Raw genomic sequence first — 24,181 nt, 5'->3', positions numbered from 1 at the left:
ACCCGCCACCGGGATCGCCCGGGCCCGCTGTTATCCTGCTACATCAGCATTTTCCCGGCCGGACTGATCAACCCCGGTGGGACGCTTCAGAAGAATGAGCCCGGCGGTCACAATGAGGACGGCTCCGGCGATCGTGGAGCCTTGCGGGATATCCTTGAAGACAAGATAGCCGATGGCTGTGGAACCGAGCAGTTCGAGATAGACCAGCGGCGACAGGGTGGACGCTTCGGCGAAGCGAAATGCCGCGATGGACAGGACATGACTGACAGCAGAGAGCGCACCCAAAGCCAGAAAGAACATGACAGCGTCCCAAGCCGGTGTGGTCCAGGTCAAGATGGCTTGTGGCGTCAGGAGCACCATGCCGACGACACACTGGAAGGCGAGCGTCTTGACGGGATCGCTGACCAGAGAAGCCTGCCGCGTTGCGATCAGATAGAGCGCGAACGTTAGCCCGGCGCCGAGCGCCAGCAGGATGCCGGGCTCGATGTCGCCGTCCGGGCGCAGAATGACGATGGCGCCGGTGAAGCCCAGCGCCAGGCTCGCGATCTTTCGTTGCGTCAAACGCTCCTTCAGGACCATGGCGGCGAGCGCGACCGCGATGACCGGCCCCACGAAATAGGCGCTGACGGCTGTAGCCAGCGGAACGGTCGCGATGGACAGGAAGTAAAGTGTCATCCCGGTGACGAGGAACACCGTCCGCAGCATATGGGAGGCGCGCCGTTCGGCGGGAAAGATCTCTCCTTTGTACCTGAGCGCGGCCACCGGAAGGACGACGGCGCTTGCCACGGCGTAGCGCGCCCAGGCGATGAAGAGCGGCGAATAGTCGGCGCTCAGATATTTGGCGATCCCATCGACCAGCGGGATCGAAAGCATCGCGGCCGCCATGAGCACGATGCCCAGCGTCGGGCGGGCGCGGGCTTCGGATTCTACGGTGGTGGCCATATAACCGGTTCCTAGCGATAGCGGCCTGGTGCAGCAGACGCTGCTGCCTGCGAACACGGCGCTGGTCGGGACCTGAAGAAATCGCGCCGCGAGCCAAAAGGCGATCTGATCGCGCTCAGGCCATTGCCCGAGCGTGTCTTTTCGCAAAACCCCGGCAAGGTCCGGCCGAGCGGCCGGCTACTGTGCATGGGGTTGTTTTTTGACTTTTTGTTTGGCCGCCCCCGGCGGGCCTCACATGTTGGCGTCGCCCTCGGGGCCGACCGAGGCGATGCGCACCATGTTGGTGGTGCCGGGGATGCCGAGCGGCACGCCGGCGACGATGATGACGCGCTGGCCGGCGCGGACGAAACCGTCGCGGAAGGCGATCTGGCCGGCGCGGCTCACCATGTCGTCCTGGTCGCGCGCGTCCTCCGCCACCACGCAATGCACGCCCCAGGCGACCGCGAGCCGGCGGCCGGCGGTGATGTTCGGCGTGATCGCCACGATCGGCGGCTTCGGCCGCTCGCGCGCCACGCGCACGGCGGTCGAGCCCGATGAGGTCCAGCAGATCAAGGCCGGCAGGTCGAGCGTCTCGGCGATCTGCCGCGCGGCGTCGGCGATGGCATCGCCCGCGGTGGATTCCGGCGCCGGACGTTGGGCCATGATCACCGAACGGTAGGTCGGATCGCGCTCGACCTCCTCGCCGATGCGGTTCATGGTCGAGACCGCCTCGACCGGGAATTTGCCGGCCGCCGATTCCGCCGACAGCATGATGGCGTCGGCGCCCTCATAGACCGCGGTGGCGACGTCGGAGACTTCGGCGCGGGTCGGCACCGGCGACTGGATCATCGATTCCAGCATCTGGGTCGCGATCACCACCGGCTTGCCGGCGCGGCGCGCCATCCGCGTCATCTGCTTCTGCAGGCTCGGCACCCGCTCCAGCGGCAGCTCGACGCCGAGGTCGCCGCGCGCCACCATCAGCGCATCGGAAGCCTCGATGATGTCGGCGAGGCGGTCGATCGCCTGCGGCTTCTCGATCTTGGCCATCACGGCGGCCCGGCCGCGGATCATCTTCTTGGCCTCGATGACGTCGTCGGCGCGCTGCACGAAGGACAGCGCGATCCAGTCGACGCCGGTGACGAGGGCGGCCTCGAGGTCGGCGCGGTCCTTGGGCGTCATCGCCGAGACCGGCAGGTCGGTGTCGGGCAGGCTGACGCCCTTGCGGTCGCTCATCTTGCCGCCGACCACGACACGCGTCACCGCATGCTCCTTCGAGGTCTCCTCCGCGATCAGCCGCACCTTGCCGTCGTCGAGCAGCAGCGCATGGCCGGGCCTGAGCGCCGCCAGGATCTCCGGATGCGGGAGCTGGACGCGCGTGGCATCGCCGGGTGTCTTGTCGGAATCCAGCGTGAAGGTCTGTCCGTTCTGGAGCTGGATCGCCCCTTCGGCAAAGGAGCCCAGTCTCAGCTTCGGGCCCTGCAGGTCGACCAGGATGCCGATCGGCCGGCCGTAGCTGCTCTCGACGTTGCGGATCGTCGCCACCAGCTCCCGCATCTTGTCATGCGGGGTGTGGCTCATGTTGATGCGGAACAGGTCGGCGCCGGCCTCGAACAGGCGACGGATCATCGCGAGGTCTGAAGAGGCTGGTCCCAGGGTCGCGAGAATCTTGATACGGCGAAGGCGCCTCATGGCTTATTTCCAGACGGGGGTGGCAGGCCGGGCGAGCCCGGGGGCGTAGCACCGGGCGGGCTATTGGGCAAACCCGGAACGCCGCCGGGGCCCACCGGGCCGGGCAGGCCAGGCACGCGCTGCTGCGCCGGCTGTTCGTTGGCGTCGGTCAGCTGCACCGTCCAGGCGCGCTGCTCGCCGGTGTCGACCTCGAAATAGCCGGTGCGGTCATAGCCGCGGGCCAGGCAATCCTCGGTGCCGCGGATGGTGAACTCCTTGTCGCGGGAGCACATGAAGGCTTGGCCCGACCATTCGCCGCCGCGGTCGTAGTCGATGGCGTAGATGTAGTAGTACCGGGCGACCAGCGTGCCGCGCAGCAGCGTCTCGCAGGAACGGGACGAGATGTTCCACCAGCCCTCGGTGGTCCAGCCCTCGGCGTCCTTGTAGCCGAGCGCGATCCCAACCCGGCTCGACGTGTTGTTGCAGAGGCGGAAATCGGCGGAGGCCGGGCCGGCGTAGAGGCACGCCAGGGCGACCACCAGCACCGGGACCAACCGGGCGAGCAGGTAAAGCGGGGAGCGGGGAGATTCGGCAGTCATTGTCGCGGAAGCTATACCAGATCATTGACGATTTGGCGTTGGGCCGGGGGCAGCCGGGCAGTGGCCCCTTTGCGCCGCGATATGGCAAAATCTGTGACAAGACCCACCTGATCCCGTAACCCTGCCCCGGAACGGACCTTGAGGAAGACAGCCATGGCAATCGACGACAAAACCAGAACGGAGCTCGAGGCGGCCGCTTTTCGGCGCTTGGTCGAGCATCTGCGGAGCCGCACCGACGTCCAGAACATCGACCTGATGAATCTGGCCGGCTTCTGCCGCAATTGCCTGTCCAACTGGCTCAAGGACGCCGCGGACGCCCAGGGCGTCGCCTTGAGCAAGGACGAGAGCCGGGAGGCCGTCTACGGCATGCCCTATGAGACCTGGAAGGCGAAACACCAGGGCACGGCCACGCCCGAGCAGCTCGAGGCGATGAAGAAGGTCCATCCCCACGGGCATTGAACCGCCCATCGCCGAGCCCTGAGTCGCACCACACAACAGCTTTCTGTGCGTCGGCGCAGGAAGGTGTGGGCGCGCTGTGGACGAGCGTGATGCTTGCTTGAACGCTGGGAGCGCCGACCCTAAGGGTCTACCCAGCACGCGCGGTGAGGGATGCCGGCGTCACCTCGTTTTGCCAGTTCCATTGGGAGTACCAAGATGGCCACCTCCGCCGCCGTCCGCGACGACGAGCCCGCGACGAAATTCGCCAAGGACCAGCTCAAATCCATCATCGAGCGCATCGAGCGGCTGGAGGAAGAGAAGAAGGCGATCTCCGACGACATCCGCGACGTCTATGCCGAAAGCAAGGGCAACGGCTACGACGTCAAGGCGCTGCGCACCATCGTGCGCCTGCGCAAGCAGGATCCCAACGAGCGCGCCGAGGCAGAGACCATCCTCGAGACCTACATGCAGGCGCTGGGGATGCTCTGAGGCGCCCCGCCCGGTCGGCGTTGCAGCGCACCAAGCTTGGGCAAAATCTCGGCATCTGCTAGGTTGCTCGGTGAAGGGACCGAGCGATGGATGTGCCGGGACCAGAGCGCAGGCTTGCCGCGGTTCTCGCTGCCGACATGGTCGGCTTCAGCCGGCTGATGGAGGTCGACGAGGCCGGCACTCTTGCGCGCCTCAAGACCCATCGTGTCGAGCTCATCGATCCTGCCATTGCCAAGAATCGCGGCCGTATCATCAAGACGACCGGCGACGGCATGCTCGCGGAATTCCACAGCGTCGTCGATGCCGTGCTATGTGCGGCCGAGGTTCAGCGCCGCATGGCGCGGCGCAATGCCGACGTCCCGCCGCCGCGGTGGATCCAATTCCGCATCGGCATCAATCTCGGCGACGTCATCGTCGATCAGAACGACATATTCGGCGATGGCGTCAACGTCGCGGCGCGGCTGGAGACGCTGGCCGAGCCCGGAGGAATCTGCGTCTCCGGCGCGGTGCGCGATCAGGTCGGCGACCGGCTCGACGGCGTTCAGTTCGACGATCTCGGTGAACAGAGCGTCAAGAACATCGCCCGTCCAATCCGCATCTTCCGCATTCGGCTGGCGGAGGGGCCCGCAAGCCTGCCTGACGGGTCCAATCGTGCTCTGACGCCGCCGGGTGTTTCGAAGAAGCCGTCCATCGCCGTGCTGCCGTTCGCCAATATGAGCGGCGATCCGGAGCAGGAGTTCTTCGCTGACGGTCTCACCGAGGACATCATCACCGAGCTTTCGCGCTTCCACGACCTGCTCGTCATCTCCCGCAACTCGACGTTCGTCTACAAGGGAAAGGCCGTAAAGGTCCAGGACATCGGCCGCGAGTTCGGAGTCGACTATGTCATCGAGGGCAGCGTTCGCAAGGCCGGCGAGCGCGTCCGCGTCACCGTGCAGCTGATCGATGCAGAGACCGACCGCCATATCTGGGCCGAACGTTACGACCGCGAGCTCCGGGATATCTTCGCCATCCAGGACGAGATGACCCGCGCGATCGTGGCGACGTTGCCGGGGCGAGTAGAAGCCGCAACGCACGACCGCACCAAGCGCAAGCCGACCGACAACATGCCCGCTTACGAATGCGTGCTGGCTGCAAAGCTCCTGCATCATCGATCAACCCGCGACGACAACGCTCAGGCGCAGACGCTGCTCAACCGTGCGCTGGCGATGGATCCGAACTATGCCCACGCTCATGCCTGGAAGGCATGCGTGCTCGGTCAGTGCTGGATCTATGGCTGGTGCGCCGACCGCGAGGCGACCTTCGAGCAGGTTGCTTCGGAGCTGGAAATTGCGTTGGCGCTCGACGACAACGACGCGGACGTGCACCGAATTCTCGCCGCGCTCAATCTGACGCGACACGACTACGAAAAGGCCACCTATCACCAGGAGCGTGCACTCGCCCTCAATCCGAACTACGACCTCGTCGTCGTGCAACAGGGAGAGCTTCTGACCTGGCTGGGCCTGCCGGAGGAAGGCATCGACTGGATCAGGAAAGCGATGCGTCTCAACCCCTATCATCCCGAGCGCTTCTGGAGCCATCTGGGCCGCGCCTATTATTGCGCGGAGAAATACGCCGAGGCCGCCGAGGCGTTTTCAAGGATCACGCGCCCCGACTATACCCATCATGCGTTCCTGGCGGCGACATTCGCGCAGATGAAGAACGCGATCGCGGCCGGCGCTCACGCCGCCGAGGTCTTGAAGCGCGAACCGGGATTCTCGGTGGCAGCTTATCTTGCGACGCTGCACTATAAGCGCGAGCCCGACCGGCAGCGTCACGAGGCCGGCCTCATCGCGGCCGGCTTGCCGGCTTGATCAACCCCGGGCAAGGACGAACAGAGAGAGCTTTGCTGGTACAGAGGACTCAGCGCAGCGCGGCGGTGCGCACGACGAACGACGTCGTCTCGAGCTTTGCGGTCGCGCTGCCCGAGAAATTGTCGCAGGACAGGCCCTGCATCGGGTCGTCGGAGAAGCCCATCGCGATCACGGAGCGCGGCTTGACGAAATAGCCGCGCAGCGCCGCGGTATCGAGCTCGCCCATCAGCGTCACCGACATCGCGTGGCTGGCGCTCGGCGACAGCATCACGATCTTGAGCCAGATGCTCTCGCCCTTGGCCGCAGACAGGCGGGTCGCGGTTGCGACCCTGCCGTCGACGCTCTTGCCGACCACGCTGTTGATCTCCGGCGCCTGAGCCAAGCTGCGGGGGCGGGTGGTGCGCGGGATCGGCGCCGAGGCGGCGACGACATTGCCGCGGTCGACCGGGGACGCCGCCGGCGCGTAAGCCAGGGCTTGCAGGGCCGCGTTGGACACGCTCGCGGTCGGTTGCGGATCGGTGGCCGCGGCCAGCGCCTGCCGCGCCTTCAGCGCGGCGACCTGCGCCGGCGTCGCCTGCTGCGGCGTGGCCGGAACGTCATCCCAGAAGCCGCGCGCATTGATGATGTCGGCCGGGGTCTCCGGCTTTCCGTCAACAGGCTTGCCGGAAGCGGGCTTGTCAGCCACGGGCGCGGGCTTCGGCTTGGGCGGCGCGACGATCTGCGCATCGGCCGACGCGAGCTGGATCGCGGCGGCGATCTGCGGCTTGGCGCGCGGCGTCGGCACCGGCTCGGCGGGCTTGGCGGCGGCTGCGACGACGGTCGGTGCCGCCGGCTTCGCGGCCGGGGCGGGCGCGCCCTCGTCATCCTCGTCGCTGGCGGCCGGAGCTGCCGGCTTGCTCCTGAACAAGGCTGCGAAGAAATTCGGCTTGCTGCCGGCATCATCGCCGTTGCCGCGCCGCTCGATCTCGGCCTTGGCGAGCTCATAGTTCTTCAGCGGCACGCCATCGGTCGGCAGATGCACCGTCTTGCCGTCCGGGAAGACGCGGGCGAGCTGGTCATGCGTCATCCGCGGCCAGTGCCGGACGCTGCCGGTGTCGAGGTGCACGAAAGGCGAGCCGGATGTCGGATAGAAGCCGACCCCGCCGCGCTGCAGGCGCAGGCCGGCGAAGCGGATCTGCTCCAGCGGTACGCCGGGGATGAAGAAGTCTATCGCATGGCCCAGCATGTGCTGGCTGGCGCGCGCCACGCCAGAGGAGCGGCGGCGGAGCATGGCGTTGGTGGCGGGGGAGCGATAGGAGGAGATGATCTGAATCGGCTGCTTGCCATCGACGTCCCGATAGACTTCCCAGAGGATGTCGAACAGGCGACGGTCCATGACCGTCTGTTCCTGGGTACGCCAGTCGCGCAGGAAGTGGTTGAGCTGCTTCAGCGCCGCCTCGTCGTAGCGCCCGTCGCGCTTGAAGGTGACGGTGAGGTCTTCGCCGGAATGGGTGTGGTGGAACGAGAGCGTCTTGGTCTCGTTCAGAGCGGCGGCGTCATGAACCGAACCGGCGGCCGCAAGCAGCAATGCAGCCGCAAGGCCGATCCGGGATCCGGCCTTCACGCCCGCATGGGACAACGACAGCACAACGAATTGGCGTGCGAGACCAGTCAGCACGTATGAGCCCACCCAGTCGACGAGCGTTCAAATGGACTCTCCCGCCAACCCCGTTAGCAGCGCGAAAGAGGATGAACGCTTTCTTAAAGCGAGAAGGTTAATTTGAGGTTGACCTTCTCGCCCCCAAACCAAGTCAGATTACGATCCTAAGCGGTTGACTGTGGCAAAAAAACGCCCGCCGCCCCATCGCAGGTCGCAGCATGGTTAACGTCAACGACCCCATCCTGGGGACGGGGTCGCTGATTTCCTTGCAGAATTTCAGGAAAACGAGTGCGGGACGGGCGTCAGCGGGTAAACACCCGCTGCTGTTGCGGACGGCGGCCGACCGGTGCCGGCGGCACGGCCTGGGTGGGCGCCCCGAACAGCCGCTCGAAGAAGTTCGGCCCGGACGAGCCGAAGCCGCTGCCGTTGTTGGCCACGGCCACTCCGGAGGGCAGCGTCGTTGCCGGACGCGAATAGCTCGGCTGGGAATGCGCCACGACGGCCTCGAGGTCCTTGCCGCGGTTGTTCTTCAGGACGTTGATCATGGCCGCGTCGCGGCCATAGACGTCCTTGCGGAACTGCAGCTTGCCGGCCTCATCCACGAACGCGGTCTGATAGGTGATGTTGACCGGGATTGGGGTCGGGAATTTCAGGTCGATCTCGCTTTTGCCGTACATGCTGCGGATGCGCTCCGGCGTGTACTTCTCGTTCGGCATGACGATGTTGAGCAGAACGGAGGCGTACTGATCCGGATTCTGCACGCGCATGCAGCCATGGCTGAAGGCGCGCTCTTCCTTGGCGAACAAATGCTTGTCCGGCGTGTCGTGTTGATAGACGAGGAACTTGTTCGGGAAGTTGAAGCGGATGCGGCCGAGCGCGTTGGCTTCGCCCGGCGGCTGCGAAATGTGCACCGAGCCGTCGCGGTTTTGCTCAAGCCTCAGGCCCATGCGTTGAAGCACGGTCGGGTCCTGCTGCAATGCCGGCAGGTACTCGTTGTAAACGATGGATGGCGGCACATTCCAGGTCGGGTTCACCGTGATGTACTTCATCGTCTCGGTGAGGAGCGGGGTGGCTTGCTTGCCCGGCTTGCCGGTGACGACGCGTGTGGTCCAGACCTGCTGGCCGCGTTGCATCACTTTCAAAGTGAAATCGGGAATGTTGAGGATGACATAGGCGTCACCCAGCGCCGGCGCGCCGAGATCGCGCGGCAGCCAGCGCCAGCGCTCCATGTTCACCAGCACCACGTCGATCTGCTTGTCGCGCTTGGGGGTGTTGAGCGCCTTGACCGTCTTGTCGTCTAGGATGCCGGTCGGCTTCAGCTCGGCGCCGGTCTGGAACTTGCGCACGGCTTCGGCGACCGCAGCGTCGTAGCGGGTGTCGCTGGCATTCTCCGCGAGGCCGAGCTTGGCGCGCAGTTGCGGCACGCGCGGATCTTCCACGACGATCTCAGCCTGCTTCTTGCCGGCAGGGGTGTATTTCAGCGCAGGGCCGTCGGCGATCTCGATCACCGGACCGCTGCCCTGGCCGCGCAGCTCGGCGAGCTTGGCCTTCAGCTCCTTGTAGAGCTTGTGCGGCGGGTTGTAACTCTCGAGCGCCGCGGAGGCGTCCGCCGCCGTCGTGATCTTGGCGAGCACTTCGCCGGGATCGACCGGATGCTCGGGATAGAGGATGTCGCCGCCGGCCTGCGACCAATGCATGCGGCCGCTCTGGGCGTGGCGGGCATAGTCGAACATGCTGGCGGTGAGCTTGAGCTCGGCATCCGCCAGCGCATCGGGGGTCGTGGCGGCGAAATCCGGCACCGGATAGTCGGCGGGGTTGAGGCCGTCGGACGCCGCGTCCTTGAGCCGTGCGATCACGCCCTTGGCCGCAGCAGTCAGGTTGCCGCCTTGCGTCCAGATCGGCGCGAAGTCGCGCGCGCCGTAGAACTTCTCAATCGCTGCACGCTCGTTCTTGCGGTCGAAATGGCGCGAGGTCTTGGCGCCGATGATGTCCTTGAGCTTGTCGGCGACCGGTTGGTCGGCGGTGGGCACGTTGCTTGCGGCCTTCACCGGTTCGGCGGCCGGTGCTGCGGGAGCCGCCGGCGTGGCCGTTGCGGTGTCGGCCTTGGCCGGCTCGGTTTTCGCAGTCTCGCTCTTCGGCGCTTCCGGCGCGGGTGTGGTGGCAACGTCGGAGGGCTTGGTCTCCACCTTGTCCGCCGTGGGCGCGACGTTCACCTTGGCGGAATCCCTTGCGACGTCCTTCGTGGAATCCTGCACCGTGGCGGTGGTGTCGAGCTTGATGTCGGCTGCAGTCGGGGGCGGGACGTTTGCCGGTTCGGGGCGCGGGATCGCGGCTTCGATCGCGAGTTCCGCGGCGCTGCTGCGCGGCAGATCCTGCGCCAGGGCCGAGCTGGCCGACACCGTGAGGAAGGTCGCCGCGACCGTCATCAAGACACGGTCAAAGCCCACACGGTGGTTCAAACAGTCACGCATTGTGTCGCACCCCTCGGGTGAGCTGTTCCTTCATGGAACAGCTCGTTATCGCTTATTGATGTTTCGGCTAAACCGCGCCGGCCTCTCGAAAGTTGCACGCCTGCACGCAACGATTCTGACGCAGACGATATACAGGCCCCGATTTTGCGGCCAGCGCTGCCCGGGGCAACTCACGACAAACTGACTTCAAGGGAGCCTCTTGGCAACGGATTGTACGCTTCTGCCACGCGCTTTTCCCTCTGTCTGTCACTTCCAAGTCACGGTTCAAATCGCAGACGAATTCCGTCGTCACGCGAACGGCTTAGAGCGATCTCGCACCGCCGCGCGAAGCTTCGTTCGCACTGGGCTCAATGCGTCTCCTCGCCGCTTTTGCCGCCATGCCCGGGAACCCCGGCCTCGTCGAGTTTGCGGTAGAGCGTCGAGCGGCCGATTTTGAGTCGGCGAGCCACTTCGGACATCTGGCCGCGATAATGCGAGATCGCGAAACGGATGATCTCGTTCTCCATGTCCTCCAGCGGGCGGACATCCCCGGTCGCAGTGAGCATAAACAGCGTTCCCACCGCGGGGAGCGGGGCGATTGGTATTTCATTACCCGACACTACGGAGGGCGTCGCCGCCGGCTCGAGCAGCAACGGAGCGGTCGGAATATCCGTGACGGGATGCGCCTGCGAGGCGAGCAGAGGGAAGTCGCCGAGACCAAGCTGGTCCCCGTCGCTCATCACCACGGCGCGATAGACCGCGTTCTCGAGCTGGCGGATGTTGCCGGGCCAGTCGAGCTGGGCAAGATGGGCCACCGCCTCGCCGCTGATCCCGGTGATCGGGCGGCTCTCCTCGGCGGCAAAGCGCGCGATGAAATGCCTGAGCAGGTGCGGGATATCCTCACGCCGCGCGCGCAGCGAGGGGATCGTCAGCGGCAGCACGTGCAGCCGGTAGAACAGGTCTTCCCGGAATTGTCCCTGCTTCACCCGCTCCAGCAGCTTGCGATTGGTGGCCGAGATGATGCGGACGTCGACCTTGAGCGGCTTGCGGCCGCCGACCGATTCCACGGCGCCTTCCTGGAGCGCACGCAGCAGCTTTACCTGCGCCGTCAGCGGCAGCTCGCTGACCTCGTCCAGAAACAGCGTGCCGCCATGAGCCTCGACGAACTTGCCCGTGTGCCGCTCGGTGGCCCCGGTGAAGGCGCCCTTCTCATGGCCGAACAGGATGGACTCGACGAGGTTGTCGGGAATTGCGCCGCAATTGACCGCAACGAACGGCTTGGCCTTGCGCTCGCCGCTGCCATGGATGGCGCGCGCGAACATCTCCTTGCCGACGCCGGACTCGCCCTCGATCAGCACGGGGATCGCGGAGTTTGCCGCCTTCTGGGCGGCGCGCATCACGCCCGTCATCGCTTCGGAGCGGGTGATGATGTCGGAGAAGGTGAGCCGTCCTTCGCGGCTGTGACGGATGCGCTGCAATTCCCCCTTGAGCGCGGACGTGTTGAGCGCGTTGCGAAGCGAGACCTGGAGCCGCTCGACGCCGACCGGCTTGACGACGAAATCGGCCGCGCCCGCGCGCATCGCGGAGATCACGTTGTCGATACCGCCATGAGCGGTCTGCACGATGACGGGGACGCTCAGGCCGGCTTCGCGGATCTTCGCCAATACGCCCATGCCGTCGAGGCCGGGCATGACGAGGTCGAGGATGACGGCGTCGATGGCCGGTCCGTCGGGGGCAGTGAGGGCGGCAATTGCGGCGTCACCGGAGTCCACGACCACCGTCTCATAGCCGCATTTCTGCACCATGTTCTCGACCAGCCGGCGGGCTACAGCGTCGTCGTCGGCGATCAAAATACTGGCAGCCATGGTGTTCCCCGCACGCTACTACTATCTGTCTCGAATCGGGGCACTCTGGCCGAAGCCGATTAACGCACGCTTAAACCTTGATGCCCCCGCCTGCCGCCGCGATTGTTGAACACAGGTTTCCCACACAATGAATTCGCGCTCCAAGTCCGCCTTGAACAAGTCCGCCTTGAACAAATCTGCCTTGAACAAGTCCGCTCTCAAGAAGTCCGCTCCCGGCAAGCCCGCTCTCCGCAAGCCAAGCACCAAAAAATCCGCCCCCAAGGCACGGCCCTCCAAAGCTGCACCCTCCAAAGCTGCGAGCAAGACCGGCAAGCTTCCGGAGTGGAACCTGACCGACCTCTATTCCGGGATCGAGGCGCCGGAGGTGGCGCGCGACCTCGAGAGAATGGATGCCGACTGCGTCGCCTTCGAGACGGACTACAGGGGCAAGCTGGCGACAGGGACAGCAAACGAAGATGGCGGAAAGTGGCTCGCCGAGGCGGTGCGACGCTATGAGGCGATCGACGATCTCGCCGGCCGTCTCGGCTCCTATGCCGGGCTCGTCCATGCCGGCGACAGTGTGGACCCTGCGATTTCAAAGTTTTACGGCGACGTGTCCGAGCGGCTGACGGCGGCGTCCACGCATCTGTTGTTCTTCGCGCTCGAGCTCAATCGGATCGATGACGATATTTTGAATCGCGCGATGCAGGCCGCCGAGCTCGCGCACTACCGTCCCTGGATCGAGGATCTGCGCAAGGAGAAGCCGTACCAGCTCGACGACAAGCTCGAGCAGCTTTTCCTGGAGAAGGCGCAGACCGGCTATTCAGCCTTCAACCGGCTGTTCGATCAGACCATCTCCAGCCTCCGCTTCAAGGTCGGCGCCAAGGAGCTCGCGATCGAGCCGACGCTGAATCTGCTGCAGGATCGCGACGGCGCCAAGCGCAAGAGCGCGGCGGAGGCACTGGCGAAGACCTTCAAGGCCAATGAGCGCACCTTTGCGCTGATCACCAACACGCTCGCCAAGGACAAGGACATTTCCGACCGTTGGCGCGGCTTCAAGGACGTGGCCGATTCCCGCCATCTGAACAATCGTGTCGAGCGCGAGGTCGTCGATGCGCTGGTCGCCTCGGTGCGCGCAGCCTATCCGAAACTGTCGCATCGCTATTATGCGCTGAAAGCGAAATGGTTCGGCAAGAAGCGGCTGGCCTATTGGGACCGCAACGCGCCGCTGCCTTTCGCGGCGACCGATGTCATCGCCTGGCCGGAGGCGCGCAGCATGGTGCTGACGGCCTATCGCGGCTTCTCGCCCAAAATGGCCGATATCGCCGAGCGCTTCTTCACCGACCGCTGGATCGACGCGCCGGTCCGGCCGGGCAAGGTGCCCGGGGCGTTCTCGCATCCGACCACGCCGTCAGCGCACCCTTACGTTCTCATGAACTACCAGGGCAAGCCGCGCGACGTGATGACGCTCGCGCATGAGCTCGGCCATGGCGTCCATCAGGTGCTCGCGGCAAAGAACGGCGCGCTGATGGCGCCGACGCCGCTGACCCTGGCGGAGACCGCGAGCGTGTTCGGCGAAATGCTCACCTTCAAGCGGCTGCTGGCCCAGACCAAGAGCGCGAAGCAGCGCCAGGCGCTGCTCGCCGGCAAGGTCGAGGACATGATCAACACCGTGGTGCGGCAGATCGCGTTCTATTCCTTCGAGCGTGCGGTCCACACCGAGCGCAAGAACGGCGAGCTCACCGCGACGCGGCTCGGCGAGATCTGGCTGTCGGTGCAGGGCGAGAGCCTTGGACCGGCGATCGAGATCAAGGCGGGCTACGAGAACTACTGGATGTACATCCCGCACTTCATCCATTCGCCGTTCTATGTCTACGCCTACGCGTTCGGCGACTGTCTCGTGAACTCGCTCTATGCCGTCTACGAGAACGCGGCCGAGGGTTTCGCCGAGCGCTATCTCGACATGCTCGCCGCCGGCGGCACCAAGCACTATTCCGAGCTGCTGCGGCCATTCGGGTTAGATGCGAAGGACCCAAAGTTCTGGGACGGCGGGCTCAGCGTCATCGCCGGAATGATCGACGAGCTGGAGGCGATGGGCTGACGCATTCGCCATCCGTAAAACATCCGTTGAACCGACTCGTTGGTTGTGTTATACAAGTGTATAACGCGCCGGAGGTCAGCCATGAAAATTGAGATCAAGAAGATCGGCAATTCGGATGGTTTGCTGTTGCCACGCGAGCTGATGCAGCGCCTCGATCTCAAGCGCGGCCAGCAATTGCATGTGGTGGAATTGCCTGGTGGTGGTTTTCAGCTGCTGCCCTACGACCCCGATTTCGAGCGGACGATGGAGATCGCCGACGAGATCATGGATAAGTATCGCGACACGCTCGCTGCGCTCGCAAAATAGCTGGCGATGCGCATGAGCGATCCTCAGGAGCCGCTCTGGGTCACTTACGAGCAGGCTGTCGCAATTCATGGTCGACAGCTCCGGCGCTTCGGCGGTGCGCCGGGATTGCGCGACGAAGGCATGCTGCGCTCGGCGCTGGAGCGCCCGATCAACAAATGGCGCTCGGAACAGGCGCCGTTGGACGAACTCGCTGCAGCCTATGCATTCGGCCTCGCGAAAAATCATGCATTCGTCGATGGAAACAAGCGCATCGCCTTCATGGCCATGATGGCTTTTCTTCGCAAGAACGGCGTAGCTTTCAGCCCCGATCCCGCGGAAGCGACAACGATCATCCTCTCCCTCGCCGCCGGCGAAGTCAGTGAGGAGAGTCTGACGCGATGGATCCGGGACAATTGGAATTCCAAATGACCCGATTTGCGGGAAAACCCCGCCTCGGTGCCGTTGCCCTGTCTAAATCTTTCAGGTATCCCAGCCCGAGAATTCGACGTTCGACTGGGGACATTCCATGGCTGACCATAGCGAAGTGGCGTACACCACCGCCGACGGCAACGACTACGTTGCCCACGAGCAGACCTATGAGGGCTTCATCAAGCTGGTGAAGTACGGCACGGTCTCGGTCGCGCTCATCGTGATCCTGATGGCGGTCTTTCTGACCTGATCCATCGTCGGCTGCATCCGCCAACGCCGGCGGCTGCTCATTAAATTTGCATACAAGCCGGTTTCAAAACCGGTATCCAAACGTTGCGGGAGTAACGCTAAGTTCGCGTGCGCGTTTTTGTCCGCGTCGCCGGAGGGCCTATGAAGATCGCCGTTGCCAAAGAAATAGATCCGTCGGAGCCGCGGGTCGCCGCTTCGCCTGATACGGTGAAGAAGTTCAAGGCGTTGGGCGCCGAGATCGCCGTCGAGCCGGGTGCCGGCATCAAATCGGGCCTGCCGGATTCCGAATTCACCGCGGTCGGCGCCACCGTCAGCGCTGACGCGCTCAAGGACGCCGACATCATCATCAAGGTGAAGCGCCCTGAGGCATCCGAGCTGGCGCAGTACAAGCGCGGCGCCCTCGTCATCGCCATCATGGACCCCTACGGCAACGAGGCCGCGCTGAAGACGATGGCCGATGCCGGCATCGCCGCCTTCGCGATGGAATTGATGCCGCGCATCACCCGAGCGCAGGTGATGGACGTGCTGTCCTCGCAGGCCAACCTCGCCGGCTACCGCGCCGTGATCGAGGGCGCCGAAGCCTTCGGCCGCGCCTTTCCGATGATGATGACCGCAGCCGGCACCGTGCCTGCCGCAAAGGTGTTCGTGATGGGCGTCGGCGTCGCCGGCCTCCAGGCGATCGCGACCGCGCGCCGTCTCGGCGCCGTGGTGACCGCGACCGACGTGCGGCCCGCCACCAAGGAGCAGGTGGAATCCCTCGGCGCGAAATTCCTCGCCGTCGAGGACGAGGAGTTCAAGAACGCGCAGACCGCCGGCGGCTACGCCAAGGAAATGTCGAAAGAATACCAGGCCAAGCAGGCCGCGCTCACCGCCGAGCACATCAAGAAGCAGGACATCGTCATCACCACCGCGCTGATTCCGGGCCGCCCGGCGCCGAAGCTCGTCAGTGCCGACATGGTCAAGTCGATGAAGCCCGGCTCGGTGCTGGTCGATCTCGCCGTCGAACGCGGCGGCAATGTCGAGGGCGCCAAGGCCGGCGAAGTCGTCGACCTCGATGGCATCAAGATCGTCGGCTACACCAACGTTGCGGGTCGCGTTGCGGCCTCGGCCTCCAGCCTCTACGCGCGCAACCTGTTCTCCTTCATCGAGACCATGGTCGACAAGAAAGAGAAGAAGCTCGCCGTCAACTGGGACGACGAACTCGTCAAGGCTACCGCGCTGACGAAGGACGGCGCCGTGATCCACCCGAACTTCCAGCCGAAAGCTTAAGGAGAGATTGCCATGGAGCACGCTGCACAGGTCGTCGACCCCTTCATCTTCCGGCTGTCGATCTTCGTCCTCGCCGTCTTCGTCGGCTATTTCGTGGTGTGGTCGGTGACGCCGGCGCTGCACACGCCGCTGATGAGCGTGACCAACGCGATCTCCTCGGTGATCGTGGTCGGCGCGCTGCTCGCGGTCGGCGTCGGCATGGTTTCGAGCGGCTCGGGCTGGGCGCGCGGCTTCGGCTTCGTCGCGCTCGTCTTCGCCTGCGTGAACATTTTCGGCGGCTTCCTTGTCACCCAGCGCATGCTGGCGATGTACAAGAAGAAGTCGAAGTAAGCGGCCACCTCGGGCTGAAGGGATCAATGGGGACCTGAGATGAGCGCCAATCTCTCTGCATTCTTGTATCTCGTGGCGGGGGTGCTGTTCATCCTGTCGCTGCGCGGGCTGTCGAGCCCGGCAACCTCGCGCCAGGGCAATCTGTTCGGCATGATTGGCATGGCGATCGCGGTCGCCACCACGCTGGCGAGCCATCCGCCGGCGGATGGCGTGGCCTGGGTCCTCGTGATCCTCGCGGTCGCGATCGGCGGCGGCATCGGCGCGGTGATCGCCCGCCGCGTGCCGATGACCTCGATGCCGGAACTGGTCGCCGCCTTCCACTCGCTGGTCGGCATGGCCGCGGTGCTGGTCGCTGCCGGCGCGTTCTACGCGCCTGAGGCCTTCGACATCGGCAAGCCTGGCGCCATTCATGCATCAAGTCTGGTCGAAATGTCGCTCGGTGTCGCCATCGGCGCGCTGACCTTCACCGGCTCGGTGATCGCCTTCCTGAAGCTGTCCGCGCGCATGAGCGGCGCGCCGATCATCCTGCCGTTCCGCCACATCATCAACATCGCGCTGGCCGTCGCGCTGGTGTTCTTCATCGTCCGTCTCGTCCTCACCGGCGGCGCGTTCGACTTCTGGATGATCACCATCATCGCGCTGGCGCTCGGCGTGCTCATGATCATCCCGATCGGCGGCGCCGACATGCCGGTCGTGATCTCGATGCTGAACTCCTATTCGGGTTGGGCGGCCGCCGGCATCGGCTTCACGCTCGGCAATTCCGCGCTGATCATCACCGGCGCGCTGGTCGGTTCCTCGGGCGCGATCCTGTCCTACATCATGTGCCACGCGATGAACCGGTCCTTCATCTCGGTCATCCTCGGCGGCTTCGGCGGTGAGACCGCGGCGGCCGGCGGCGCCACGGGCGAGCAGAAGCCCGCCAAGCTCGGCTCGGCGGACGATGCGGCCTTCATCATGAAGAACGCCTCCAAGGTCATCATCGTGCCCGGCTACGGCATGGCGGTGGCGCAGGCCCAGCACGCGCTGCGCGAGATGGCGGACATGCTCAAGAAGGAAGGCGTCGAGGTGAAATACGCCATTCACCCGGTCGCCGGCCGCATGCCCGGCCACATGAACGTGCTGCTGGCCGAAGCCAACGTGCCCTATGACGAGGTGTTCGAGCTCGAGGACATCAACTCCGAATTCGCGCAGGCCGACATTGCCTTCGTGATCGGCGCCAACGACGTCACCAACCCGGCGGCCGAAGAGGACAAGACTTCGCCGATCTACGGCATGCCGGTGCTCCAGGTCTGGAAGGCCGGCACGGTGATGTTCATCAAGCGCTCGCTGGCGTCGGGCTATGCCGGTATCGACAATCCGCTGTTCTACCGCGACAACACCATGATGCTGCTCGGCGACGCCAAGAAGGTCACCGAGAACATCGTCAAGGCGATGTGACGGGGGAGGGACCGTGGCCATCAATTAGGAATGGCACCAGTCCGATCGCATGCCGCCCAAGGCGTGCGCGAGCAGCGTGTCGCCTGGCACGCTGCCCACAAGGCGGCGTGCAGCTGCCGCGACGTTCCGGCGAGCCTGCGACCGACGTCATGAAATTGCTGCGGAGCCGTCGCAAGCCCTAGTCTCAAGCGAGGGAGCGGCCGCGCAATGATGAGCATTGTCAAGTGGATCGCCATCGTGCTCCTGACCGTCTATTGCGCCGGTCTCCTCGTGCTGTACGTCCGCCAGCGCGAGATGCTGTTTCCGATCCCGCCCGCCGGCCGCACCGCACCCGATGCTGCGGGCCTTCCCGAGGCGCAAGAGCATGTCCTGACCACGTCTGATGGCGAGCAGGTCATCGTCTGGCACGTGCCGGCCAAGCCCGGTCGTTCCGTGATCCTCTACTTCCACGGCAATGGCGATTTTCTCGCCGGCCGCGTCGGCCGTTTCAAGGCGATGACTGCCGACGGCACCGGCCTCGTTGCGCTGTCCTATCGCGGCTATGGCGGCTCGAGCGGGATGCCGAGCGAGCAGGGCCTGCTGCGCGACGCTGCAGCCGCCTACGCGTTCACCACCGCGCGCTATGCGGCGGAACGAATCGTCGCCTGGGGCTTTTCGCTCGGGACGGGCGTCGCGGTCGCGCTCGCCTCGGAGCATCGCGTTGGAAAACTCATCCTGGAGGCGCCCTATACGTCGACAGCCGACATTGCGGCGTCATCGTTCCGGTTCGTTCCGGTCCGCCTTCTGATGCGCGACCCTTTCCATTCGGACCAGCGCATGTCGCGCGTCACGGTGCCGCTGCTCATCATGCATGGCACCAATGACCTTGTCATTTCGATCGTCTTCGGAGAGCGTCTGTTCGCGCTCGCCCGCGAGCCCAAGCGGTTCGTTCGCATCGAGGGCGGCGGGCACGACGATCTCGATCAATATGGCGCGATCGAAACGGCGAGAGGCTTCATTGGCGGCTGACGGCTTGGCTCAACGTTACATCCCCGCGCTCGCCGTCTCCTGCTTGACGCTTCTGCCGCAGAATGCGCTTGCCGCGACCGGCCTCGATGGTGCGGCGATGCGCTGGCCCTATGCGCTGCCCTTTGCCGGCTTGTTGCTGTCGATTGCAATGGGGCCGCTGCTGTTGCCGAAGATCTGGCATCACCATTACGGCAAGATCACCGCTGCCTGGTCGCTGCTGGCGCTCGCCGCGCTCGTCGTCTTTGCCGGCGGCGCGGCGACCTTGGCGGCGCTGGTCCATGCCATGCTCGCCGAATATCTCGGCTTCATCGTGCTGCTGTTCGCTCTCTATGTCGTGGCCGGCGGCATCCTCATCACCGGCGACATCAAGGGCACGCCGGCGGCGAATGTCGGCATCCTCGCGCTCGGCACGCTGGGGGCGAGCATCGTCGGGACCACGGGTGCCGCGATGATCCTGATCCGCCCCTTGATCCGCGCTAACCGGCAGCGGCGCCACAACACCCATGTCGTCATCTTCTTCATCATCCTGGTGGCCAATGTCGGCGGCGCGCTGAGCCCGCTCGGCGATCCCCCGCTGTTCGTCGGCTTCCTGCATGGCGTTGACTTCTTCTGGACCACGCGGACCATCTGGTTGCAGACCGCACTCGTCGCCGTCCTGCTGCTCGCGATCTTCGCCGTCGTCGACGTCTGGCGCTTTCGCAGTGAGCCGCCGCCCGCCGACACAGGCCGGGGAGAGCCGTTGCGCATCCGCGGCCTCGTCAATCTGGTGCTGATCGCAGCCATCGTCGCCAGCCTTCTCGCTTCGGCGATGTGGAGGCCCGACATTGCCTTCGACATTTTCGGTACCAAGCTGGAGCTGGAGGACGTCGCGCGCAACCTGGCGCTGCTGGCCATCGCGGCGCTGTCGGTGTGGCTGACGCCCGACGAGCACAGGCAGGCCAACGGCTTCACCTGGGAGCCGATCCGCGAGGTCGCAAAACTGTTCGCGGGCATCTTCGTCGCCATCATCCCGGTCATTGCCATGCTCAATGCCGGCCATCACGGCGCGTTCGCCTGGCTGCTGTCGGCGGTGACGGCGCCGGATGGCGCGCCGCGCGAGGTCGTTTATTTCTGGTTCACCGGCCTGATGTCCGCGTTCCTCGACAATGCGCCGACCTATCTGCTGTTCTTCGAGCTCGCCGGCGGCAATCCGCAGGTGCTGATGCATCAGCTCTCGGGCACGCTCGCCTCGATCTCCATGGGAGCGGTCTACATGGGAGCACTCACCTATATCGGCAACGCGCCGAACTTCATGGTGAGCAGCATCGCCCGCGAGAACGGCGTCGCGATGCCGAGCTTCTTCGGTTATCTCCTGCGCGCCGGCGCCGTGCTGATCCCGCTGTTCCTGTTGCTGACGTTCCTGCCGGTCGCACCGATCCTGCACTGGCATTGAATCCGCCGGCCGATTTGCTATTGCTCGCTTTCGTAGTTGGAGCCGATGATGAGCGCGCATGATCCGATGCCCCGGTCGGCCTGGGTCTTTCCGGCGCTGGCCCTGCTGTTGTTCGCAGCCGTCAGCGCCACGGATTACGTCTTCACGCTGTCGTTTGGCGGTCTTCTCTTCACCGTCGTCCTTCTGGTCATCCTGTTCGGCACGGTGTTCGCGGCGGTTCATCATGCCGAGGTGATCGCGGAGCGGGTCGGCGAACCCTACGGCACGCTGGTGCTGACGCTCTCGGTGACCATCATCGAGGTCGCGCTGATCACCACGATCATGCTGGGCGACAAGCCTGCCCCGGCACTGGCGCGCGACACCGTGTTCGCCGTGGTCATGATCGTCTGCAACGGCCTCGTCGGGCTCTGCATCTTCATCGGCGGCCTGCGCTATCGCGAGCAGGGTTTTCAGCTCTCCGGCGCCAACGTCTATCTCAGCGTCCTGTTCGCGCTCGCGACCATCACGCTGATCCTGCCGAACTACACCACCACCACGCCGGGGCCTGTCTATTCGGCGGTCCAGCTCGGCTTCGTCGACGTGGTCACGCTGGCGCTCTATGCGGTGTTTCTCTACACCCAGACGGTCCTGCACAAGGATTACTTCGTCCACGAGCGGGCGTACGCCGGCAGCGGCGAGGTGCATCTGTCGGGCAGGATGCTGGTGCTCAGCGTCGTGCTGCTGCTGATCGCGCTGCTGGCGGTCGTGCTGCTCTCCAAGAAATTCTCGCTGGTGGTCGACGCCGTCGCGGCCAAGATCGGCGCGCCGCCGGCCTTTGCCGGGCTTCTGGTCGCGCTTCTGATCCTGATGCCGGAAGGCGTCGCGGCCGTCTCGGCGGCCCGCCAGAACGACCTCCAGAAGAGCATCAACCTCGCTCTGGGATCGTCGCTGGCGACCATCGGCCTGACCATTCCTGCCGTCGGGGTCGCCACTTACGCGCTCGACAAGGAGCTTGAGCTCGGCCTCGGCGCCCAGGGCAGCGTGCTCCTGCTGCTGACCTTCTTCCTGAGCATGCTGACCTTCGGCACGGGCAGGACCAATGTCCTGTTCGGCCTGGTGCATATGGTGGTATTTGCCGTCTACGTGTTCATGGTTTTCGTACCCTAGAAGGAGCTCCCAGTGCTTGCCGCCAAGTCCGAGGTTCAGGTCGACAACGAAGAGGTCCGGGTGACCGAATGGCGGCTTGCCCCCGGCAGCGCCACCGGCCATCACACCCATGGCATGGACTATGTGATCGTTCCGCTCGCCGCCGGCGAGATGACCATCGTCGCGCCCAATGGCGAAAGGTCCAAGGCGCAGCTTGCCGCCGGGAAATCCTATTTCCGCAAGGCCGGCGTCCAGCATGACGTACTTAACGAAACCTCAACTGAGATCGTGTTCCTTGAAATTGAGCTGAAACGCTAGGGTCGCGCCCCTGTTTGCCATCGATCCGTCGCAGTTGATCCCTCACAATGCCCTAAAGTTCCCGCATCAGGTCGCGCGGGGAGTGTGGTCGGAATGCTGAAATACCTCGCAAAAATTTCGATGGATATTTTCCCCTCGGTGCTCGCGACGATCATCGGGGCCTACATCGTCAATCATTACATCAACGCCAAGCCGGCCGCCGACACCCCAGCCGCCGTGACCGCGCCTGCCCAGACCGGCAGCGACGGCAAACCCACCGATACCGCCAACCTTCCCGCCTCCGGCGTCAAGGCCAAGGGCATCCCCGAGAAGAGCGTGACGGACAAGGCGGCGGTCGAGAAGCCGGTCGATCATCCGCCGGCCGCCGAGACCAAGGCCGCAGACGTGGCTCCCGCTGACACCGGTCCGCGCGGACGTCCCTCTGCCCGCGACAAGGCCGCGGCGAAATCCGCACCGGCGGCTTCTGCTCCCGTGGTTGAGGCCAATTCGGCCCCGACGGCGGCTTCCGCGGCTCCCGACGCCAACGATCTGGCGCGTGCTGCGATCGAGCGCCTGCGCAAGTCGCCCGAGGGCAAGGCTGCCGAGGCCAGGTCGTCGGAAACCAAGCCTGCCGAGGCTCGCGCGTCGGAGACCAAGCCGGCTGAGCCTGCGGTGCGGGACGCCGCCCGCACGCCGGAGGCTCCGCGTGTCGTGAATGTGGAGCCGTCTCCAGTCCGTCCGCTGCCGCCGCCGATCAATGTCTCGACGCCCTCACCCGAGGCCTATGGCAATGGGGGCTCCAATCCGCCCTACACGGCCTCGATCGGCAACGATGATCCGAATCGGGTGACGCCGCCGGCCGACATTCCCGTGCCGGTCATCGCACCGCCGCTCGACCTGCGTGCCGATGCGGGCGCCGCCCTGCCGCGGCCGAAGAAGACCAATGTCGCCGACGAGATGCTGTCGGGCATGAAGTCGATGTTCAACGCCGTTCTGCCCAAGAGCGCCACGCCCGACTAGAACTCCGCTCAGCCTCCGCCAAACCGTCAGCCGCCGACGCGGGCGAGACCGCTGCGAGCGGGTTCGTCGCGTGGACGAAGCGCAACCGCCTTGGTGTAGGACGCCGCCGCCTTGGCTTTGTCGCCCAAGCGCTCATAGACCTGACCTCGCGCGGTCCAAACCTGGGCATTGTTCGGATCGGCCTCGGAGGCTTCGTCGAGATCGGCTGCGGCCTCCTTGACCTTGCCGAGCGCGAGATAGCTGTTGGCGCGGCCCAGCAGCGGCTCGGCCTTTTGCGGGTTGAGTCCGCTGGCGGCGCTGAAATCGGCGATCGCGAAGTCGTGCTGGTTGTTGCCCTGGTAGATCAGGGCGCGGCCATAGAGCGCCTGCGCATTGTAGGGATCGAGGCCGATCGCGCGATTGAACTCGTCGAGCGCTGCCGCGGCCTCGCCTGACTTCGCCAGAAACTGAGCCTTCGCGGTATGGGCCTGGGCTTCGGTGACGTTGCCGGCGCTCACCGCGCTCTCGGCCGGCGCGGCGGCCTTGGGGGCCTCCTGCGGCTTGTCCTTCTCCGGCATCAGTGATCCCAGATCGAACGAGCAGCCGCCCAGCACGATCCCCGTCAGGGCCGCCGCGAGCGGCGGCTGCCAGATCCGGCGCCGTCGCGGAAGGCCGCGCTGGGAGAAAGGGGAGGCCATCTACGGTTGGCTCGCGCTAGAGCTTGATCCGACAAGTCCTCAAAACAATAACGCGGGCCCGGGGCCCGCGTCATCGAAAACTAAAGTCTTGCTGAATCGGCTCAGCGCGGTCCGCGCGGACCTGCACCGGGGCCGCCACGACCGCCGCGATCACCGCCCGGGCCGGCGCCGAACACCGGCTTCGGCTTCATCGGCAGCAGGCCTTCGCGCTGCAGCTTCTTGCGGGCCAGCTTGCGCGCGCGGCGCACGGCTTCGGCCTTTTCGCGGGCCTTCTTCTCGGAGGGCTTCTCGTAATGACCGCGGAGCTTCATCTCGCGGAAAATTCCCTCGCGCTGCATCTTCTTCTTCAGCGCCTTGAGGGCTTGATCAACATTGTTATCGCGAACGAGAACCTGCACGCGGCATCCTCTTCAGGTGGATCGGATTTGAATTCTGGTAAGTCAAAGGGGATGGCGAAACGCGCAAGCCCTTAACCTTGAGCGCGCGGATGTATCAGACAAAACCGCAGATGTCCACCGGCCAAGCGGATTTTCGGGCCAAGTTCGGCCATTAAATGCGGCGAAAATACCTCCATGCGGCCCCGATTTGGGCGATTTGGCGCCGAGGACGGGGCCGCACCGG

At 65.0% G+C, this 24,181-nt stretch carries 24 protein-coding genes; 15 read left to right on the top strand and 9 right to left on the bottom strand.

Translation table 11 applies throughout. From position 1 onward, the window contains the following. Positions 1 to 30: 30 nt before the first annotated feature. From N2605_RS28990 to N2605_RS28980, 3 genes are all read right to left on the bottom strand, one after another. Positions 31 to 942: a DMT family transporter gene (locus tag N2605_RS28990; RefSeq protein WP_260344225.1), complete on the bottom strand. Its 912-nt coding sequence runs from the start codon at positions 940 to 942 to the stop codon at positions 31 to 33. Positions 943 to 1,173: 231 nt separating this feature from the next. Beyond that, positions 1,174 to 2,610, bottom strand: a complete 1,437-nt coding sequence (pyk, locus tag N2605_RS28985; RefSeq protein WP_036021924.1) for a pyruvate kinase — start codon at positions 2,608 to 2,610, stop codon at positions 1,174 to 1,176. After that, positions 2,607 to 3,188: a DUF1036 domain-containing protein gene (locus N2605_RS28980; protein WP_035998649.1), complete on the bottom strand. Its 582-nt coding sequence runs from the start codon at positions 3,186 to 3,188 to the stop codon at positions 2,607 to 2,609. Before N2605_RS28980 ends, pyk begins: the two co-directional genes overlap by 4 nt. 153 nt (positions 3,189 to 3,341) lie before the next feature. On the opposite strand from N2605_RS28980, the gene N2605_RS28975 reads away from it, so the two are divergent. From N2605_RS28975 to N2605_RS28965, 3 genes are all read left to right on the top strand, one after another. Beyond that, positions 3,342 to 3,647, top strand: coding sequence for a DUF1244 domain-containing protein (locus N2605_RS28975; RefSeq protein WP_035998652.1), 306 nt, complete (start codon positions 3,342 to 3,344; stop codon positions 3,645 to 3,647). A gap of 195 nt (positions 3,648 to 3,842) precedes the next feature. After that, the gene (locus N2605_RS28970) at positions 3,843 to 4,115 is read left to right on the top strand and encodes a DUF2312 domain-containing protein (RefSeq protein ID WP_018641571.1); all 273 of its coding nucleotides are present in this window, start codon (positions 3,843 to 3,845) and stop codon (positions 4,113 to 4,115) included. An 86-nt stretch (positions 4,116 to 4,201) separates the two neighbouring features. Beyond that, entirely contained in the window at positions 4,202 to 5,968 is a 1,767-nt protein-coding gene (locus N2605_RS28965) for an adenylate/guanylate cyclase domain-containing protein (RefSeq protein WP_035998656.1), read from the top strand. 49 nt (positions 5,969 to 6,017) lie between these two features. Here the strand turns inward: N2605_RS28965 and mepK are convergent, their stop codons facing one another. From mepK to N2605_RS36610, 4 genes are all read right to left on the bottom strand, one after another. Continuing rightward, positions 6,018 to 7,625: a peptidoglycan L,D-endopeptidase MepK gene (mepK, locus tag N2605_RS28960; RefSeq protein WP_260344220.1), complete on the bottom strand. Its 1,608-nt coding sequence runs from the start codon at positions 7,623 to 7,625 to the stop codon at positions 6,018 to 6,020. A gap of 284 nt (positions 7,626 to 7,909) precedes the next feature. Continuing rightward, on the bottom strand, positions 7,910 to 10,078 hold the full coding sequence (locus tag N2605_RS28955; RefSeq protein ID WP_260344219.1) for a L,D-transpeptidase family protein: 2,169 nt from the start codon (positions 10,076 to 10,078) through the stop codon (positions 7,910 to 7,912). A gap of 347 nt (positions 10,079 to 10,425) precedes the next feature. Beyond that, on the bottom strand, positions 10,426 to 11,922 hold the full coding sequence (locus N2605_RS28950; protein ID WP_035998665.1) for a sigma-54-dependent transcriptional regulator: 1,497 nt from the start codon (positions 11,920 to 11,922) through the stop codon (positions 10,426 to 10,428). 21 nt (positions 11,923 to 11,943) lie between these two features. After that, on the bottom strand, positions 11,944 to 12,111 hold the full coding sequence (locus N2605_RS36610) for a hypothetical protein (protein ID WP_370128764.1): 168 nt from the start codon (positions 12,109 to 12,111) through the stop codon (positions 11,944 to 11,946). On the opposite strand from N2605_RS36610, the gene N2605_RS28945 reads away from it, so the two are divergent. From N2605_RS28945 to N2605_RS28890, 12 genes are all read left to right on the top strand, one after another. Continuing rightward, complete coding sequence (locus N2605_RS28945; RefSeq protein WP_035998669.1) at positions 12,050 to 14,002, top strand: M3 family oligoendopeptidase; 1,953 nt, start codon at positions 12,050 to 12,052, stop codon at positions 14,000 to 14,002. The two genes, N2605_RS36610 and N2605_RS28945, sit on opposite strands and share 62 nt — an antisense overlap. A gap of 81 nt (positions 14,003 to 14,083) precedes the next feature. Beyond that, on the top strand, positions 14,084 to 14,308 hold the full coding sequence (locus N2605_RS28940; RefSeq protein WP_035998672.1) for an AbrB/MazE/SpoVT family DNA-binding domain-containing protein: 225 nt from the start codon (positions 14,084 to 14,086) through the stop codon (positions 14,306 to 14,308). A gap of 12 nt (positions 14,309 to 14,320) precedes the next feature. Next, positions 14,321 to 14,716, top strand: a complete 396-nt coding sequence (locus N2605_RS28935) for a type II toxin-antitoxin system death-on-curing family toxin (protein ID WP_074447732.1) — start codon at positions 14,321 to 14,323, stop codon at positions 14,714 to 14,716. Between the two features lie 97 nt (positions 14,717 to 14,813). Beyond that, positions 14,814 to 14,966, top strand: a complete 153-nt coding sequence (locus N2605_RS28930; RefSeq protein ID WP_035998674.1) for an aa3-type cytochrome c oxidase subunit IV — start codon at positions 14,814 to 14,816, stop codon at positions 14,964 to 14,966. A 140-nt stretch (positions 14,967 to 15,106) separates the two neighbouring features. Beyond that, positions 15,107 to 16,234 carry a Re/Si-specific NAD(P)(+) transhydrogenase subunit alpha gene (locus N2605_RS28925; RefSeq protein ID WP_035998677.1) on the top strand — a complete coding sequence of 376 codons (1,128 nt, stop codon included), beginning with the start codon at positions 15,107 to 15,109 and terminating at the stop codon, positions 16,232 to 16,234. A 12-nt stretch (positions 16,235 to 16,246) separates the two neighbouring features. Next, positions 16,247 to 16,564 (top strand): proton-translocating transhydrogenase family protein, encoded by a 318-nt coding sequence (locus N2605_RS28920; RefSeq protein WP_035998681.1) that lies wholly within the window; start codon positions 16,247 to 16,249, stop codon positions 16,562 to 16,564. Positions 16,565 to 16,603: 39 nt separating this feature from the next. Further along, positions 16,604 to 18,001 (top strand): NAD(P)(+) transhydrogenase (Re/Si-specific) subunit beta, encoded by a 1,398-nt coding sequence (locus tag N2605_RS28915; RefSeq protein ID WP_035998685.1) that lies wholly within the window; start codon positions 16,604 to 16,606, stop codon positions 17,999 to 18,001. A gap of 210 nt (positions 18,002 to 18,211) precedes the next feature. After that, a complete protein-coding gene (locus tag N2605_RS28910; protein WP_225112987.1) occupies positions 18,212 to 19,009 on the top strand; it encodes an alpha/beta hydrolase in 798 nt (265 codons plus the stop codon). A 97-nt stretch (positions 19,010 to 19,106) separates the two neighbouring features. Beyond that, entirely contained in the window at positions 19,107 to 20,441 is a 1,335-nt protein-coding gene (locus N2605_RS28905) for a sodium:proton antiporter (protein ID WP_035998706.1), read from the top strand. A gap of 48 nt (positions 20,442 to 20,489) precedes the next feature. Next, entirely contained in the window at positions 20,490 to 21,587 is a 1,098-nt protein-coding gene (locus N2605_RS28900) for a calcium:cation antiporter (RefSeq protein ID WP_035998688.1), read from the top strand. A gap of 12 nt (positions 21,588 to 21,599) precedes the next feature. Further along, positions 21,600 to 21,884 carry a cupin domain-containing protein gene (locus N2605_RS28895; protein ID WP_260344218.1) on the top strand — a complete coding sequence of 95 codons (285 nt, stop codon included), beginning with the start codon at positions 21,600 to 21,602 and terminating at the stop codon, positions 21,882 to 21,884. Between the two features lie 93 nt (positions 21,885 to 21,977). Beyond that, on the top strand, positions 21,978 to 22,883 hold the full coding sequence (locus tag N2605_RS28890) for a hypothetical protein (RefSeq protein WP_036021950.1): 906 nt from the start codon (positions 21,978 to 21,980) through the stop codon (positions 22,881 to 22,883). 26 nt (positions 22,884 to 22,909) lie between these two features. Here N2605_RS28890 and N2605_RS28885 read toward each other — a convergent pair whose 3' ends face one another. Then, positions 22,910 to 23,560, bottom strand: a complete 651-nt coding sequence (locus N2605_RS28885) for a tetratricopeptide repeat protein (RefSeq protein ID WP_260344217.1) — start codon at positions 23,558 to 23,560, stop codon at positions 22,910 to 22,912. 101 nt (positions 23,561 to 23,661) lie between these two features. Then, positions 23,662 to 23,958, bottom strand: a complete 297-nt coding sequence (rpsU, locus tag N2605_RS28880) for a 30S ribosomal protein S21 (protein WP_008546194.1) — start codon at positions 23,956 to 23,958, stop codon at positions 23,662 to 23,664. Positions 23,959 to 24,181 lie beyond the last annotated feature (223 nt).

This window comes from Bradyrhizobium yuanmingense (assembly GCF_025200905.1).
Taxonomy (GTDB): domain Bacteria; phylum Pseudomonadota; class Alphaproteobacteria; order Rhizobiales; family Xanthobacteraceae; genus Bradyrhizobium; species Bradyrhizobium yuanmingense.
This window is presented reverse-complemented; position numbering and strand designations above follow the sequence as displayed.

Bases quoted from the DNA above. Each gene is read 5' to 3' on its own strand.
- N2605_RS28975 (WP_035998652.1), top strand. From the start codon at position 3,342: ATGGCAATCGACGACAAAACCAGAACGGAGCTCGAGGCGGCCGCTTTT.
- N2605_RS28965 (WP_035998656.1), top strand. From the start codon at position 4,202: ATGGATGTGCCGGGACCAGAGCGCAGGCTTGCCGCGGTTCTCGCTGCC.
- N2605_RS28885 (WP_260344217.1), bottom strand. From the start codon at position 23,560: ATGGCCTCCCCTTTCTCCCAGCGCGGCCTTCCGCGACGGCGCCGGATC.
- N2605_RS28930 (WP_035998674.1), top strand. From the start codon at position 14,814: ATGGCTGACCATAGCGAAGTGGCGTACACCACCGCCGACGGCAACGAC.
- N2605_RS28890 (WP_036021950.1), top strand. From the start codon at position 21,978: ATGCTGAAATACCTCGCAAAAATTTCGATGGATATTTTCCCCTCGGTG.
- N2605_RS28920 (WP_035998681.1), top strand. From the start codon at position 16,247: ATGGAGCACGCTGCACAGGTCGTCGACCCCTTCATCTTCCGGCTGTCG.
- N2605_RS28955 (WP_260344219.1), bottom strand. From the start codon at position 10,078: ATGCGTGACTGTTTGAACCACCGTGTGGGCTTTGACCGTGTCTTGATG.
- pyk (WP_036021924.1), bottom strand. From the start codon at position 2,610: ATGAGGCGCCTTCGCCGTATCAAGATTCTCGCGACCCTGGGACCAGCC.
- N2605_RS28935 (WP_074447732.1), top strand. From the start codon at position 14,321: ATGAGCGATCCTCAGGAGCCGCTCTGGGTCACTTACGAGCAGGCTGTC.
- N2605_RS28945 (WP_035998669.1), top strand. From the start codon at position 12,050: ATGAATTCGCGCTCCAAGTCCGCCTTGAACAAGTCCGCCTTGAACAAA.
- N2605_RS28910 (WP_225112987.1), top strand. From the start codon at position 18,212: ATGAGCATTGTCAAGTGGATCGCCATCGTGCTCCTGACCGTCTATTGC.
- N2605_RS28905 (WP_035998706.1), top strand. From the start codon at position 19,107: ATGCGCTGGCCCTATGCGCTGCCCTTTGCCGGCTTGTTGCTGTCGATT.
- N2605_RS28925 (WP_035998677.1), top strand. From the start codon at position 15,107: ATGAAGATCGCCGTTGCCAAAGAAATAGATCCGTCGGAGCCGCGGGTC.
- N2605_RS28970 (WP_018641571.1), top strand. From the start codon at position 3,843: ATGGCCACCTCCGCCGCCGTCCGCGACGACGAGCCCGCGACGAAATTC.
- N2605_RS28940 (WP_035998672.1), top strand. From the start codon at position 14,084: ATGAAAATTGAGATCAAGAAGATCGGCAATTCGGATGGTTTGCTGTTG.
- N2605_RS28915 (WP_035998685.1), top strand. From the start codon at position 16,604: ATGAGCGCCAATCTCTCTGCATTCTTGTATCTCGTGGCGGGGGTGCTG.
- N2605_RS28950 (WP_035998665.1), bottom strand. From the start codon at position 11,922: ATGGCTGCCAGTATTTTGATCGCCGACGACGACGCTGTAGCCCGCCGG.
- N2605_RS28990 (WP_260344225.1), bottom strand. From the start codon at position 942: ATGGCCACCACCGTAGAATCCGAAGCCCGCGCCCGCCCGACGCTGGGC.
- N2605_RS28900 (WP_035998688.1), top strand. From the start codon at position 20,490: ATGAGCGCGCATGATCCGATGCCCCGGTCGGCCTGGGTCTTTCCGGCG.
- N2605_RS28980 (WP_035998649.1), bottom strand. From the start codon at position 3,188: ATGACTGCCGAATCTCCCCGCTCCCCGCTTTACCTGCTCGCCCGGTTG.